Origin of the sequence: Sphingobium phenoxybenzoativorans, from assembly GCF_001757355.1 — a bacterium.
GTDB classification, from domain to species: Bacteria; Pseudomonadota; Alphaproteobacteria; order Sphingomonadales; family Sphingomonadaceae; genus Sphingobium; species Sphingobium phenoxybenzoativorans.
Genome location: NZ_MINO01000085.1, coordinates 1 through 14461 on the forward strand (window position 1 = coordinate 1; position 14461 = coordinate 14461).

At 65.8% G+C, this 14461-nt stretch carries 14 protein-coding genes; 6 read left to right on the forward strand and 8 right to left on the reverse strand.

The window, feature by feature from the left end; all coding sequences use genetic code 11:
- The 4 genes from BHQ40_RS21735 to BHQ40_RS21750 all read right to left on the reverse strand — a co-directional run.
- A partial coding sequence (locus BHQ40_RS21735; protein ID WP_139139414.1) for an HlyD family secretion protein occupies positions 1–561 on the reverse strand: 561 nt, incomplete at its 3' end.
- A gap of 6 nt (positions 562–567) precedes the next feature.
- Positions 568–2253 (reverse strand): MFS transporter, encoded by a 1686-nt coding sequence (locus tag BHQ40_RS21740; RefSeq protein WP_070157890.1) that lies wholly within the window; start codon positions 2251–2253, stop codon positions 568–570.
- Positions 2254–2292: 39 nt separating this feature from the next.
- A complete protein-coding gene (locus BHQ40_RS21745) occupies positions 2293–3573 on the reverse strand; it encodes a dipeptidase (RefSeq protein WP_070157891.1) in 1281 nt (426 codons plus the stop codon).
- A 32-nt stretch (positions 3574–3605) separates the two neighbouring features.
- A complete protein-coding gene (locus BHQ40_RS21750; RefSeq protein ID WP_070157892.1) occupies positions 3606–3971 on the reverse strand; it encodes a hypothetical protein in 366 nt (121 codons plus the stop codon).
- 75 nt (positions 3972–4046) lie between these two features.
- Between BHQ40_RS21750 and BHQ40_RS21755 the strand changes: the two genes are divergently transcribed.
- The gene (locus BHQ40_RS21755; RefSeq protein ID WP_070157901.1) at positions 4047–4874 is read left to right on the forward strand and encodes an NTP transferase domain-containing protein; all 828 of its coding nucleotides are present in this window, start codon (positions 4047–4049) and stop codon (positions 4872–4874) included.
- Positions 4875–5005: 131 nt separating this feature from the next.
- Here the strand turns inward: BHQ40_RS21755 and BHQ40_RS21760 are convergent, their stop codons facing one another.
- The 4 genes from BHQ40_RS21760 to BHQ40_RS21775 all read right to left on the reverse strand — a co-directional run bounded on the left by BHQ40_RS21760 (position 5006) and on the right by BHQ40_RS21775 (position 10018).
- Positions 5006–5701 carry a nucleoside/nucleotide kinase family protein gene (locus BHQ40_RS21760; protein WP_070157893.1) on the reverse strand — a complete coding sequence of 232 codons (696 nt, stop codon included), beginning with the start codon at positions 5699–5701 and terminating at the stop codon, positions 5006–5008.
- A 2-nt stretch (positions 5702–5703) separates the two neighbouring features.
- On the reverse strand, positions 5704–6435 hold the full coding sequence (locus BHQ40_RS21765; protein ID WP_070157894.1) for a methyltransferase family protein: 732 nt from the start codon (positions 6433–6435) through the stop codon (positions 5704–5706).
- A gap of 228 nt (positions 6436–6663) precedes the next feature.
- The gene (locus BHQ40_RS21770; RefSeq protein WP_070157895.1) at positions 6664–8196 is read right to left on the reverse strand and encodes a lipopolysaccharide biosynthesis protein; all 1533 of its coding nucleotides are present in this window, start codon (positions 8194–8196) and stop codon (positions 6664–6666) included.
- Between the two features lie 331 nt (positions 8197–8527).
- Positions 8528–10018 carry a hypothetical protein gene (locus tag BHQ40_RS21775; protein ID WP_070157896.1) on the reverse strand — a complete coding sequence of 497 codons (1491 nt, stop codon included), beginning with the start codon at positions 10016–10018 and terminating at the stop codon, positions 8528–8530.
- 140 nt (positions 10019–10158) lie between these two features.
- Between BHQ40_RS21775 and BHQ40_RS21780 the strand changes: the two genes are divergently transcribed.
- The 5 genes from BHQ40_RS21780 to zapE all read left to right on the forward strand — a co-directional run bounded on the left by BHQ40_RS21780 (position 10159) and on the right by zapE (position 14436).
- Entirely contained in the window at positions 10159–11190 is a 1032-nt protein-coding gene (locus tag BHQ40_RS21780; protein WP_070157897.1) for a D-alanine--D-alanine ligase family protein, read from the forward strand.
- Positions 11187–11987, forward strand: a complete 801-nt coding sequence (locus BHQ40_RS21785; RefSeq protein WP_083277101.1) for an NTP transferase domain-containing protein — start codon at positions 11187–11189, stop codon at positions 11985–11987. The genes BHQ40_RS21780 and BHQ40_RS21785 overlap by 4 nt, the downstream gene beginning before the upstream one ends.
- 88 nt (positions 11988–12075) lie before the next feature.
- The gene (locus BHQ40_RS21790; RefSeq protein WP_070157898.1) at positions 12076–12861 is read left to right on the forward strand and encodes a succinate dehydrogenase iron-sulfur subunit; all 786 of its coding nucleotides are present in this window, start codon (positions 12076–12078) and stop codon (positions 12859–12861) included.
- 4 nt (positions 12862–12865) lie between these two features.
- A complete protein-coding gene (locus BHQ40_RS21795) occupies positions 12866–13327 on the forward strand; it encodes a PaaI family thioesterase (RefSeq protein ID WP_070157899.1) in 462 nt (153 codons plus the stop codon).
- Positions 13324–14436, forward strand: coding sequence for a cell division protein ZapE (gene zapE, locus BHQ40_RS21800; protein ID WP_070157900.1), 1113 nt, complete (start codon positions 13324–13326; stop codon positions 14434–14436). Before BHQ40_RS21795 ends, zapE begins: the two co-directional genes overlap by 4 nt.
- Positions 14437–14461 lie beyond the last annotated feature (25 nt).

Sequence of the window (14461 nt, forward strand, 5' to 3'; positions counted from 1 at the left end):
GGCGCGCGTCTGATCCCGCTCCCGTTCGGATATGGAGCCATCGGCGACCAGCGCGTCTGCGCGCTTCATGTCGGCCTGCGCCTTCACCAGTTGCGCCCGCGCGCTGCCGATGGCGGCCTCCTGTCCGGTCAATGCCGCCTCGCGCGACCGCTGGCTCTGCTGTGAATTGGACAAAGCGGCGATCTGCGCGGCCAGGTTCGCCTTCGCCTGCTCGACCCGCGCCCGGTAAATGCGGTCGTCGATGGTCGCCAGCACCTGCCCCTTCTTCACCGCGCCGAAATCCTGCACGGGTACGGACGTGACATAGCCGCTGACCTGCGGGCTGATGATCGTCACCTTGCCCCGGACATAGGCATTGTCGGTCTTTTCCGCCCAGCCGGAAAAGGGCGGCAACTGCCATGCGTAGAGGATGGCCAGCACCGCGACCAGCGCGATCCCGACGATCACGATCACCGTGGTCCGGCTCTTGGCGGGCGGCCGCCATCCGCTTGGCGGCGGGTCGATCTGCGGATCGTCGGTGATGACGGGTTCTTCGGCCGGGGGTGCTGTGTTTTTGGTCATATGTCCTCAGTTTGCGCCCGATGACTTCGCCGCCATCGCGGCCGCCTGTTCCTGCATCTTCCGCTGCAGCAGCACGACCGGCGAAATCTCGCCGCGCTTGCGGATCGAATAGCGGATGGAAATGCTCCAGATCACGGCCATGATCGCCAGCACGCCGATCAGCAGGAACACGTCATTATAGGCCAGGATGTTCGCCTCGCGCGTCGCCTGTTGCGCCAGGATCGCCGCGCCTTCCGCGCTGCGCAGCGCCGGGTCGCCGACGACGCCTGTCACCGCGCCTGATCCCGCCCGGATGCGCGCGGCGACGATCGGGTCGGTCATGACGATATTCTGCACCAGCGCATGTGAATGGAATTTCTCGCGCACCACCTGGAACGTGCCCAGAAACGCCGTGCCGATCAGGCCGCCGATGCTCTGGCTCATGCTGAACAGCACGACGAAGCTGATGAAATTCTTGCCCCCCGCCAGCAGGGTGCGGGCAATGCCGATCACCATCGCCTGCGCCATGAACAGCAGCGACGCAAAGCCGATCAGCGCCTGGCTGATATAGAAGCTGCTCGGCCGGGTCAGGTTGGTCGAATCCGCGTCCATGAACGCGCCGATGGCGATCAGGATGATGGCGATGGTGATCGGCCGGGCGACATTGACCGGATTGAAGGTCAGCACGGCGGTCGCCAGCCCTGCGATCGACGCCAGCACGATCACGAAATTCAGCATCACCATCTGGTCGTTGATCATGCCCGCCACGGTCAGCAGCCCGACCGATCCAAATGCCTGCTCCGACAACAATACCCGGATGGACGCGGCAACCAGCATCAGCCGCGCCATCTCCCGCGTGCCCAGCCAGCGGGTGTTGATCAGCGGATTGTCGCGATGATGTTCGACCAGCAGGGCCGCGGCGATCAGCAGCACGGAACCGATCAGCGCATATCCCATCCAGGCGCGCTCGGTCCACCATTCGATCCGCCCCTCGGACAGCACGGCGATCAGCAGCCACAGGCCGGGCGCGAGCAGGGCGAAGGTCAGGAAGTCGGTCTTTTCGAACACCTTCTCCCGCTCGCTCGGCGGCAGGGGCAGGGCCATGATCGCCGCCAGCGTCGCCAGCGCCAGCCCCAGTTCGAACCAGTAGAGCATGTGCCAGTCGCCCCATTCCAGCAGGCCGGGGGAAAGCATGCGGGCCAGCGGCGTCGCCAATTGCGGAATGGAAATGCCGATCATCACCCCCGCCAGCCGCTTGGGCGCGGGCATGCTCTGCATCAGGTACAGGATGGTCATGGTGGTCAGGCCGCTGGCCGCGACCCCGCTGGCCGCGCGCACGGCGACCGAGCTCCAGAATCCGTGCACGAACAGATGGAATAATGTGGTCAGCGCATAAGCGCCCAGCACATAGCGGACGAACGACTGCAGCCCGAATTGCTGGCGATATTTCACCAGCAGCAGGTTGGCCGTCACATTGGTCATGAAATAGGCGGCGGTCAGCCAGGCGCTCTCATTGCTGTTGAGGCCCAGCGTCCCCTGCGCGAAGTTCAGGTTGACCGTGACCAGCGCATTGCCCAGCCCGCCGGTAATGCCCACCAATATGCCGATCGCGAAATATACCGCCCGCCGCCTGCCGGGATGGTCGGGGTTCGCGGGCGACCCCGGCAGCGTCGGCCGTTCGTGCGGTTTGAAAACATAGGGCGCTTCGCTCATCGGGACTCGCTTCGGTCCTCCGGCTGTGTCGCGCAATTGCTATTTGGTGCCGTCCAGTTGCGCAATTGTTTCCGTGGCCGCCGGTTCGCCGCGCATGGATGCCGCGACCTTTTCCGCCGCTTCCATGACGCGCAGGATATTGCCGCCCGCCAGCTTGGCGATGTCGGCGTCGCTCCACCCGCGCCGCATCAGCTCGGCCAGCAGCTTGGGATAGGTCTCTACCCCGTCCATCCCTTCGGGCAGTGCGGGCAGGCCGTCATAATCGCCGCCCAGGCCGACATGATCGACCCCCGCCACCTTGGCGATATGGTCGATATGGTCGGCGACATCGCTCATCGTCACCTTGGGTTCGGGGTTTGCCTTCTCCCATTGCGCCAGCGCCGCCTTCGCCTTTTCCGGGTCGCCGATATAGAGGCCGCCGAAGGGCGGTGCGTTGTAGCGCGCCTGTTCCGCGCCGCGCGCCGCGCCCCAGACGCGCCGCTTTTCGGAGATATAGTTGGGCGCGAAATTCACCATCACCACGCCGCCATTGGCCGCGACCTGCTTCAGCACCGCGTCGGACACGTTGCGGCTATGGTCGCAAATCGCCTTGGCGCTGGAATGGGAGAAGATCACCGGGGCCTTCGTCACCGCCAGCGCGTCCAGCATCGTCGCCTCGCTCACATGGGAGAGGTCCACCAGCATGCCCAGCCGGTTCAGTTCATGCACCACCGTCTCGCCGAACTTGGTCAGCCCGTCATGCTTGGGATTGTCGGTCGCGCTGTCCGCCCAGTCGATCGTCACGGCGTGGGTCAGCGTCAGATAGCCCGCGCCCAGCCGCTTATAGGCGCGCAGGACGGACAGGCTCTTGTCGATCTGGCCGCCGCCCTCGACGCCGATCATCGACGCGATCTTGCCCGCCTTGTGCGCGGCGCGGACATCGGCCGCCGTCATCGCAAGCTGGAAGGTCTGCGGATAACGGCGCACGATCTGGTTCACCAGGTCGATCTGCTCCAGCGTCGCCTTCACCTGCTCCAGTCCGGGCAGGGCAGGCGACACGAATACCGACCAGAACTGCCCGCCGACCTTGCCCAGCCGCAGCCGCTCTATGTCCGTGTCATAATCCTTGGTGTCCAGCCGGTTGAGGTCCAGCGTCCAGCGCTTGTCGCCCGCATGGTCGACCAGCGCCTCCGGCCAGTCATTATGCCCGTCGATCAGGGGCGTCGCCGCCAGCACCTTCGCCACCCGCGCCATATAGGGGTCCGCCGGGGCCGGAGCGGCCGCCGCCATTGCAGGCAGGGGCAGGAGGATGGCGGCGGCGGTGGTCAGGAAACGGTGCATCGGGGATATGCTCCTTATTGTGCGATATGGGGTCATTGCGCCGGGGCCAGGATATAGGCGCCCTTGCCGTCCGGCGGGATCAGGTCGGCGTCCCGCACGGTCAGCGTCAGGGTCTTGAACCCCGGTTCGGGCATGCCCTTCGCCTTCTTGCTGGTAAGAACGATCGTCCCGCCGTCCTGCCGCCATGTCCCTTCGGCGAACAGGTCCAGCGCGCCATAGACCAGATACCATTCGAACCGCCCGCGCGGGTCCAGCATCAGCTCCGATCCGGTCTCCATCACCCCCTGCAGATAATAATGGCCTGCAAGGGATTGCGGCGCGGCGGCCTTCGCGGGGTCGGCCTGGGCTAGGGCGAGGGGCGTCATGGCCAGAAGCGCGACCGGCGCGAGCCACGTCATGCGGTGAATCATGCCGATCAAACCCCCCGGCGAAAAGTGATGCGGGAGACATATTTTGTAGCTATCGCCCGTCAGATGTCACTCGATAATCGGATCGCCGCGCAGGAGAGGGTTCCCGCGATCCTGCTGGCCGGGAGCAGGCCGGGCCGCGATCCGCTCGCCGCCGCTGCAGGCGTGACGTACAAGGCGCTGATCCCCATTGCCGGGCGGCCGATGGTCGATCATGTCGCCCGCACCCTGCTTGCCCATCCGCGCATCGGCCCGGTGGTCGTGCTGGTGCAGGACCCGGCCGCCTTCGCCGCCGATCCCGCGACCGCCTGGCTGGCGGACCATCCCGGCATCCGCATGACGCCCAGCGGCGCGGGGATCAGCCAGTCGCTGCTGGACCTGATCGACGGCGGCGGCGCGGCGCTGCCCGCGATCGTCACCACGGCGGACAATGTGCTCCTCACCGGCGCGATGATCGACGACTTCATCGCGGGTGCCGCGGGCGCCGACCTGGCCGTTGCGATGGTGGAGCGCCGCACCCTGCTCGCCGCCTATCCGGAATCCAAGCGGACATGGCTCAAATTCCGCGACGGCTGGTGGTCGGGCGCGAACCTGTTCTGGATCGGCGGGTCGAAGGCGCGGGACGTGATCGCCTTCTGGCGCGCGGTGGAGCAGGACCGGAAAAAGGGCTGGAAAATCCTCGCCGCTTTCGGCCCTTTCCTGCTGATCTTCTCCGCGCTGCGTCTGCTGTCGCTCAGGCAGGGGATGAAACTCGCCGGCCGCCGCTTCCGCGTCGCCGCGCGGCCGGTCGCGATGCCCCAGCCCGAAGCCTGCATCGACGCCGACAAGCCGGAGGATATTGCGTTGATCGAGCGGATATTGGCGGCGAATACTCTGAACGCAACCAGACCATAATCTCCGTTCGTGCTGAGTAGAGACTGAGCGAAGTCGAAGGCTCGTATCGAAGCATTGCCCCACTAAGGACAGTCCTTCGATACGCCATTTCGGCTTCGCTCAATGGCTACTCAGGACGAACGGGTGTGTGCTCATTTTATGGAAAGCACACCCATCACCGCCGCCTTCGCCTGCTCCAACACCACCGGATAGGGATCGGTCGAACACAGGTCGATAATCTTCGCCCCGTTGAACCGCAGATGCGGCGTCACCGCCACCTTAGCCTCCAGCGACGCGCGCTTATGGTCGGGCTTGCGCGCGAAGGCGGTATCCACATCCACATTCAGCCGGATGACCAGATCGGGCACATGGCTGATCATCCGCTCATACATCGCCCGCTCCCGCCGCGCGAGCAGCGACACCAGCCAGCCCTCGGCCCGCGCCGCCGACAGGCCCGGCCCGTCATAAAAGCCCGGCACCTCTACCTGCGGATAGCGGTCGGTGACGATGGTCACGCCCTTGCGGCGCAGCGCCAGCATCCGGTTGAACGCCCGCATGCGCTTCACCGAAAACATGTAGATGACGAAGGCGGTCGGCGCGCCGGGTATCTTGCCGCCCTTTTCGCGGGCCTGTCCCGCTTTCTTCGACAATTGCCGCTCGAACGCCCGGCCGATCAGCGGCCAGCGCTTGATGCGGTTGCCGATCTCGCCCGACCGCAGGCCAAGGTAGACCGTATCCACCTCCCGGCTCTCGCGCAGCCAGGCCAGCAGGTCGGCCGACAAAGTGGACTTGCCCGACCCGTCGCAACCGACGACGGCGATCATCGGTGCAAGACCAGCCTCTGCCATCCTTATTCGATGCCCTTGAACACGCCCCCGAACTGGCGCGCGGCCCCGGCGATCACGCGCAGCACGACGATCCCGCCATAGACATAATACCAGGTGAGATCGGCGGGCAGCACGAAGCCGCGCCGCGCGAAATCGAACAGGATCACGGCGGAGGCGAGCTGGAATATCTTCTTATATTCGCGGCGGATCGCCCGGCGCCACCAGAAGGGATATTTGGGCTTCACCCAGCCGTGCAGGCGGGGGAGCAAAGCGGGCACTTCCGCCGCCCATTTGGCATGCGCCGCGCCGAATTTCTCGATCAGGAAATTCTCCTCATAGATCGAGATGCGCTCATAGATCAGCACGCTGATCAGGAACACCAGCGCGCCGAACACCCAGCTTCCCGACAGCATCGCGATGCCGGTGAAGTTCATGATGCGGCCGACATAGAGCGGGTTGCGGACCAGCGAATAGGGGCCGGTGGTGTTGAGTTCCGACGCTACCGCCGCCTTCTTCGCATTGCCCGATGTGCCAAGCGCCGCGAACCCGCCAACGATGATGCGCAGCAGCGCGGCGGCGCTGGCGATGAACAGCGACACGCCGAACCATATATGGTTGGCCTCCACCGTCTCGAACGGCCCCAACCGTCCGGACACCCAAGCGATCAGCACGCCCAGGCCGATGACGATATAGATGTAGCTGCCACGGATGATGAACAGCTTGTGCCCGCTCTTTGCGAGTTCTTTCTGGTACATGGGTCGGCCTATTCCTGCGATCCGATGCCCTGTCGGCCCGGTAGGTGAAGGGGCGGCATCTACAGCCCCCGCCGCCCGTCCGTCAATATGACGGTAGGGTGACGGGAGTTATGCTTAACTGAAGTGCTCCGTGCTCCTGCGAAAGCACTCGAACGAAACCAGTGGTTCGTGAGAGCCCAGTCCCACCGTTTGAGCTGGGTTCCTGCCTTCGCAGGAGCACGCCTCTACCTAAACCAGCCGAAGCTTCCGCGCCGTCTTGCCCAGCGACTCCCGGTCGGGCCGCTGCAACGCAAAGCGGCAGGAACACCACATCGCCGTCAGCCCCACGATCACGCAGATGGGCAGCGCGATCGCCTCGTGCAGCAGCGTCGCGGGCAGGGCGATGGCCAGCGCGACCAGCGATATGCCCACCGCCCGCACCAGCACCCGCCGGAACCCGCCGTCAAACGGATGCAGCCCGTCATGGATGCGAAGCTGCGCCATCGGGATCGCCGAGGAGATGAGGAAGCCGATGCCCACCGCCCCCGCCATGCCGGTCAGCGGCGAGAGGGGGATGGCGACCGCCGCCACCGCGCACGCCCCCGCCAGCCCGACGATGCTCGCCACGATCTGCCGCCCATATCCGCTCACCACCTGCAGGATCGGCACGGACGGCCCCAATATCGCCTCTATGCCCCGCGCCAGGATCAGCAGCACGACCGCCCCTTGCGCTGCGTTCGCGCCATGCCCGAACACCGCCAGCATCGGGATGGTCGCGGCGGACAGGACCAGCGCCAGCGGCGTGACGACCGCGGTAATCAAGCGCGTCGCATAGGCGTAGATGGTCCGCACATGGTTGATGTCATGGCGCAGCGCGCTAGACGCCAGCGGGGCCAGCACATAGACGAAGGCGACGCGGACCAACTGCACCACGCTCGAAATCTTGCGCCCGATCGTATAGAGCGCCGCCGCGCTCGCCCCGTTCGCTCCGGGGATCAGCAGGTTAAGGACAATGGCGGGCGCATCGCCGAACAGCCGCCCGACCATGTTCGCGGGCAGCACCGACAGGCCCGCCTTGGCCGTGTCGGCGAACATGGTCCCGAACACCGGTCCCTCAGTCATATGGCGCAGCACATAATGGCGGCTCAGCAGCCGGATGCTCAGCAGCACGGTGATGAACAGCGACGTCATATGGGCGATGAACAGGCCGGTCAGGCCAAGCCCGGCGAAATAGAGGATCGCCGCGAGCACCAGCCGGATCACCTGTTCCCACACGATGCGCAACCGTATCTCCGCGCCGAACAGGTGCCGCGCGCGCAAGGCGGACGTCGCGATTTCGACAAACGCCCATAACGGCAAGGCCCAGGCGAACAGGCGGATCGACGGCACCAGCAGCGCCCGGTCGCTTTCCGCCACGTTCAGCAGCGGCGCGATCTGCGGCGCGAAGATGACGCACAGCGCCGCCACCAGCGTGCAGGGGCCAAGGCCAAGGATCATCGCCGCGCGCAGTGACGCCACCGCGTCCCGGTCATCCTTCGCCTGCGGCACCGTGCGCTGCATCGCCGATGTCATGCCCAGGTCGAACACATTCTCGAACAGGTTCACCGCCGCCCACAGCACCGTATAGATGCCGAAGCTCGCCAGCCCGAACATCGCCACATAGAGCGGCTGCGACACCAGCTCGATCACCGCGCCCAGTCGCGACAGCAATGTCGTGCCGACGCCCTTCGCCACATGACGGCTGGTGACGGGCGATGATTGGGCGGTGTCCTCTGGCTCCATAGCCCGCCCCTAGAGCATTTTCCCGGCGGGCGGAATCACCTGATGATCAGGAGCATTGCACAGGGCCGGAGCGCCAAAACACCATCCGTTCGGGCTGAGCTTGTCGAAGCCCTGTCCTTTTCCTCGAAGCAAGTGCAGTCCTTCGACAAGCTCAGGACGAACGGATGGTGTAGGTAATTCCGTGCCAAGTCCTCATCGCTCCAGCCCCCAACCGTCACAAAGTTGAAAGACCCCCGCAATATTTTTGTGATGTTGCCAGCCGATAAGCCGGACCATGGTTCATGGCCAGCCAGTCGAGCAGGGGTCGATGGCGGATGCGGCGCTCTCCGGTTCAGGCCGACAGGCGCTGACTACGCCGGCTGCCCAGCATCACCGCGATCAGCGCATCGCCGATTCGCGCCATGTCGCCCGCGAACGCCCCGGCCAGCGCGTCATCGTCCAGCCCATCCATCCGCACGATCTGCGGCATGGAGAGGCCAAGGCGCAGCGTGCCCGCCCATTGCGCGCTATCGCCGGACGTGCCCATGCGGATGCAGCGCACCGGCTGGCCCAGGCGGATGCCCCGCTCCAGCAACCCGCCCTGAATGGCGACGGCATCGTCGAAGCTCGGCCGGGTGAGGCAGCAGGAGAGGTCCAGCGTCACCAGTGTCCGCATCTCGATCGGGTGCCATTGTGGCGGCATCGCCCCGCCGAAACGCGATCCCAGCGCCTGCGCGCAGATGCGCGATTGCAGCCCGCCGGTCGCTGCCTGGAATGCGTCGATCACGCGCACGACGCGCGGAATGGGCAGCGCCTGGAACCGCTCCAGCTCGAATATCGCCGCCTCCACCCGCAACATCAGACCCAAATTCGGGCTGGCGGGCAGGGCATCCCGCCCGGCCCAGCCCTCCGGCCATTCGGCCCGGCGGAATATGCGGGTGAAGCCCTCCGCGACCGGCGCGGCCCCGGCGGTCATGTCGGCGGGTATCAGCGCGAAGCCGCTGAACGGCGGCCCGCCCATGAATTTGGAGCCGGTCAGCAGCACGATGATGCCGCGCCGCAGATAGGCGGCGATGGCCTCGCCCGTGATCCGCGCCTGGCAGGCGTCGACGACGAAGCTGACATCCGCGCCGAACCGGCGGCGCAGCGCGTCGATATCGTCGATGGCGGGCAGGATCAGCCCGGTCTTGGACCCGTGGACGATATGCACCAGCGGATGCTCGCCGCGCGCGATGGCGCGGGCGATGGTCGCGCGCATCTCCATCGCAATCATCGCGCTGTCATTGGCGATGCCATGATCGTCGCGCACCGGAAACTGGCTCAGCGACACGGGACCCAGCCCCGCGACCGGCGTGCCCGGCTCGGTGGCGACGTCCAGCGCCGTCTCCCTGGCGAAATGCAGGCCGCCCGCGCTGTGGGCGCATCCGCTGCCGATCTCGTCCGCGCCCAGCAGCAGGTTGTGGATGCCATTCGCGGCTTTCCCCGCCACCGCCGCCAGCGCGACATATTCCAGGTCGGTGCCGGACGGGGCGAAGGCGATCGCGCAGTCCGCGCCAATGCCATAGGCGTCGCGGATGCGGCCGCGCAGCGCATCCAGCGCGACTTCATATCCGGCTCCGTCAATCTCTCCCCGCGGGGCGAGCGCGTCCAGCCGCTCCCCCAGATGCGCGAAGGCTTCGGGCGAAATGTCGTTCGCGGTCGAGGATGCATAGGTCGTCATCGCGCGCGGCCGGGGCGATGCGAGATAGCGGTTAAGGCCGGTTTCCGGGTTCAGCGTGATCCGGGCGTCGCCGCCCTCGGTCAGAAGCCGGGCAATCTGCGCTGCGGTGTCGGGTCGAATCATGGTCTGCCTTTCGCTCGTGCGGCCAGGCGGCCTTCGCGCTGCTCATCGCATCCCGGCGTTACATCCCTGTTGCACTGTCACGGGCCTGCAACAGCGCCTGCATCCTTCAAAAAACCACGGCCTTTCTGAAAGGGAATCCCATGTTGCGTCCGATCGAACCCTTGCACATCCCCTATGAGGCGCTCCGGCGGCTGCGGCTGATGTTCGTCGCCAAACATGCGCTGGGCGACGGCGCGCCGCATGCGGAGGATGGCAACCACGCTGTCTATCATCATGAGGTGCGCACGATCCTGGAGGAGATCGGCTTCGACCTGCGCCTGTCGAACGACTATCGGGATCTGTTCGATGCGCCGGACGTCGATTATGTCTTTCCGCTGCTCAACCGGGGCGGTTTCCTCAATTCGGAAATGATGCTGCCGCTGCTCTGCACCCGGCTCGGCCTCCCCTTCCTTGGCGCATCGGCCATCCTGCGCGGCATGTCGGACGACAAGCATCTCTCGAAGCTCGCCGCCGTCGCGCGCGGCGTGCCGACCGCGCCCTGGGCGATCTACCGTCGCGGCGCGCCGGTGACGGAGCGGGACTGCCCCCGCGCCGACCGCCTCGTCATCAAGCCCAACGCCTCCTCGGCAAGCTGGGGCGTGCGCGATGCGTCCGGCTGGGCGGGCGTGGTGCAGGCCGTCGGCGCGATTCACGCAGAGGGGCATGACGCGATCGTCGAACCCTTCATCAACGGCAGCGATATAGAGGTGCCGGTGATCACCATCATGGGTGAGCCGGTCATCATGCCGATGATGCTGTTCGAACAGGCCGATCCGTCGCACCTGCGCACCTATTGGGAGAAGCGCGATCTGGTCGACCGCACCCAGAAATATGCCCTGGTCGATTTCGAGGAGCCGGACTTCGTGCCGCTGGTCCGCGACATGACCGCGCGCCTTGCCCGCGAATATATGCCGTTCGACTATGGCCGCTTCGAATTCCGCTTCGACGCCGCGACTGGCAAGGTTGTGTTCCTGGAGCAGAATCTCAACTGCAATCTGTGGTCGGAAAAGGTGTTCGGCCGCTCCGCGAAACGGGCGGGCCTTACCCAGCGTGAACTGATCGAAACGATCGTTGCGGAGGGCCTGCGCCGCCACGGCCTGATCGACATCTCCCTGCTGGAGGCAGCCGAGTGAGCTTGAAGAACGTCCCCGCCACCGTGATCGTCCTTGCCGCCCAGCGCCCCGGCGTCGTCAACGAACTCGCCCGCGATTCGGGCGTGTCGCACAAATGCCTGGTCCCCATCTGCGGCAGGCCGCTGATCGCGCATGTCATCGGCACGCTCGTCACGACGCCGGGCGTCGGGAAGATCAAGGTGTCGGTCGAACCGGAAATCCATTTGATCCTCGCCAAACTGTTCGAGGGGATGACCGACGTGCCGATCGAGCTCGTCCCCTCCCGCCCCGGCATCGCCGACAGCGTGCTTGCGGCGGCGGAGGGGGAGGATGATCCGGTCATCATCACCACGGCCGACAATGTGCTCCTGACCCCGGCGGCCATCGCGGAGGTGCGCACGGCTCTGGCGGAGGCGGACGTCGTCGCCGGCATGACCACACAGGGCGCGGTGCAGGCCGTCCACCCGGAGGCGCAGCGGCGCTTCTACATGTTCCGCGACGGCGGCTATTCCAACTGCAACCTTTATGGCGTGTCCGGCCCGCACGCCTTCCGCGCGGCGGAGATTTTCCGGGAGGGCGGCCAGTTCAGGAAAAACCCCCGCCGCCTCGTCACCGCCTTTGGCCTGTTCGACATCCTGCTGGTCCTTGCCCGCCTGGTCACGCTGGACGGTGCGATGAAGCGCGCATCCCGCCGTTTCGGCCTGCGCTTCCGCACCGTCATCTTCTCCGACGGGGCGCTCGCGGTCGATGTCGACAACGCCCGCACCTATGGCATTGCGGGTACGGTGCTGGCGAAACGGATAGGCTGGGCGGGCTGACCTCACGCTTTTTGCACCGCAGCGCTTGACACCCGTGCCGCCATCCTGTTGACGGTCCCGCAAGGGACTCAACGGGATAATTGCGACTATGGCGGAATTCAGACTGCCCGCGAACAGCCGGATCAACGGCAAGGGCACGACGCACAAGGCATCGGACGGCGCGAAGAACGTCAAGTCGTTCAAGGTCTATCGCTACGATCCGGATTCCGGCCAGAACCCGCGCTACGACACGTTTGAGATCGATCTGGACGATTGCGGCCCGATGGTCCTCGACGCCCTGATCAAGATGAAGTCGGAACAGGACCCCAGCCTGACCTTCCGCCGCTCCTGCCGCGAGGGTATTTGCGGTTCCTGCTCGATGAACATCAACGGCAAGAACGGCCTCGCCTGCACGACGGCGATCGAGGATTGCAAGGGCGACGTCCGCATCACCCCGCTGCCGCATATGGACGTGATCAAGGACCTGGTGCCTGACTTCACCCATTTCTACGCCCAGTATAATTCGATCCAGCCCTGGCTGAAGACCGTATCGCCGCCGCCTTCGGGCAAGGAGCGGCTGCAGTCGCCCAAGGAGCGCGAGAAGCTCGACGGCCTCTATGAGTGCATCCTGTGCGCCTGCTGCTCGACAAGCTGCCCCAGCTACTGGTGGAACAGCGACAAGTTCCTTGGCCCCGCCATCCTGCTGCAGGCGTATCGCTGGCTGGCCGACAGCCGCGACGAATATACCGGCGAGCGTCTGGACGAGCTGGAGGATCCCTTCCGCCTCTATCGCTGCCACACCATCATGAACTGCGCGAATGTCTGCCCGAAGGGCCTGTCCCCGGCCAAGGCGATCGCCGAGACCAAGAAGATGATGGCCGAAAGGCAGCTCTAGGTCCGTGTCCGGCGAAAATCAGAGCGACTTTCATTATGACGCGGACCCCGAAAATCCCGGCTGGCGGATTTGGGGGCCGCGTGGCGGCGGCGTGTTCAACGCCCATTATAACCCGATCCGGGTGCAGGTGGAGGCGCCGGGCCGCGCCCGCGTCCGCTGCTTCGCCGGCGAGCATCTGACCAGCGCCACCGGCTATCTCCATGGCGGCGCGACCGCCGGTTTCATCGACATCGCCCTGTTCGCCGGCGCGCGCGGCTGCGGTCTGGAGCGGGAGGATCTGGCCGTCACGCTGGACCTGACGATCCAGTATCTCGCGCCCGGCCTTTCGGGTCAAAATCTCGACGCGGTGGTCGACCTGGTGCGCGAGACGAAGCGGATCGCCTTCGTGCGGGGCATCGTGGAGCAGGAATCCGGTCCCATCGCCTCCTTCATGGCGACGATCCGCAAGGGCGCGGCGCGGGCGTGACGACGGTCATCGGCCGCTATCACGCGCTTGTGGAGGCCGGGGAATTGCGGCCCGACACGGATCAGGCGGCGGCGGCGGAACGGCTGAACATCCTGCAGGCGGAGCTGGAGGCGGCCCCCCCCCGCGGATCGACCCTGTGGAAGATGCTGCGCAAGGCGCCGGAACCGCCGCGCGGCCTCTATATGTGGGGCGGGGTCGGGCGCGGCAAATCGATGCTGATGGACCTGTTTTTCGACACGGTGCAGGTCAACCGCAAGCGCCGCGCGCATTTCCACGAATTCATGATCGAGGTGCACGCCCGTCTGGCCGAGGCGCGCAAGTCGGAAAGCGGCGACCCCATTCCGCCGGTCGTCGTGGCGCTGGCGGAGGAAGCGCGGCTGCTCTGCTTCGACGAGATGGTGGTCAACAACATGGCCGACGCCGCGATCATGTCGCGCCTGTTCACCGGGCTTTTGGCCGCGCGCGTCACGGTCGTCAGCACGTCGAACCGCCCGCCGGACGATCTCTACAAGGATGGCCTGAACCGGCAGTTGTTCCTGCCCTTCATCGCGCTGATCAAGGACAGGCTGGACGTGATGGGCCTCAACGGTCCGGTCGACTATCGCCGCGACCGCCTGGGCGACGCGACCCTCTGGCATGTGCCGAACGGGCCGGAGGCGACGAAGGCGCTCAGCGCCGCCTTCTTCCGCCTGACCGACTATCCGCCGGAGGACCGCGCCAATGTCCCGACGGAGGAGTTGCCGGTGCAGGGCGGCCGGACGATGCATGTGCCCAAAAGCCTGAAGGGCGTCGCCGTATTCTCCTTCAAGCGGCTCTGCGCGGAGGCGCGCGGCGCGACCGACTATCTGGCGATCGCGCGGCGCTATCACGCGATCATCATTGTCGGCATCCCTGTGCTGGGGCCGGAGAACCGGAATGAGGCCGCCCGTTTCGTGACGCTGATCGACGCGCTCTACGAATATAAGGTGAAACTGCTCGCCTCCGCCGACGCCGAACCCGCGCGCCTCTACCCCACCGGCGACGGCGCCTTCGAATTCGAACGCACCGTCTCCCGCCTCATGGAAATGCAGTCCGACGCCTATCTGGCGCTGGGGCACGGGGAGAAGTAGGGGGGCTCGTTAGAGTGGGTGGATA

What these genes read in the sequence shown, in the direction of transcription:
- BHQ40_RS21780 (WP_070157897.1), top strand. Translation starts at nt 10,159, where the DNA reads ATGTTGCGTCCGATCGAACCCTTGCACATCCCCTATGAGGCGCTCCGG.
- BHQ40_RS21740 (WP_070157890.1), bottom strand. Translation starts at nt 2,253, where the DNA reads ATGAGCGAAGCGCCCTATGTTTTCAAACCGCACGAACGGCCGACGCTG.
- BHQ40_RS21755 (WP_070157901.1), top strand. Translation starts at nt 4,047, where the DNA reads ATGTCACTCGATAATCGGATCGCCGCGCAGGAGAGGGTTCCCGCGATC.
- BHQ40_RS21790 (WP_070157898.1), top strand. Translation starts at nt 12,076, where the DNA reads ATGGCGGAATTCAGACTGCCCGCGAACAGCCGGATCAACGGCAAGGGC.
- BHQ40_RS21745 (WP_070157891.1), bottom strand. Translation starts at nt 3,573, where the DNA reads ATGCACCGTTTCCTGACCACCGCCGCCGCCATCCTCCTGCCCCTGCCT.
- BHQ40_RS21765 (WP_070157894.1), bottom strand. Translation starts at nt 6,435, where the DNA reads ATGTACCAGAAAGAACTCGCAAAGAGCGGGCACAAGCTGTTCATCATC.
- BHQ40_RS21750 (WP_070157892.1), bottom strand. Translation starts at nt 3,971, where the DNA reads ATGACGTGGCTCGCGCCGGTCGCGCTTCTGGCCATGACGCCCCTCGCC.
- BHQ40_RS21760 (WP_070157893.1), bottom strand. Translation starts at nt 5,701, where the DNA reads ATGGCAGAGGCTGGTCTTGCACCGATGATCGCCGTCGTCGGTTGCGAC.
- BHQ40_RS21770 (WP_070157895.1), bottom strand. Translation starts at nt 8,196, where the DNA reads ATGGAGCCAGAGGACACCGCCCAATCATCGCCCGTCACCAGCCGTCAT.
- BHQ40_RS21775 (WP_070157896.1), bottom strand. Translation starts at nt 10,018, where the DNA reads ATGATTCGACCCGACACCGCAGCGCAGATTGCCCGGCTTCTGACCGAG.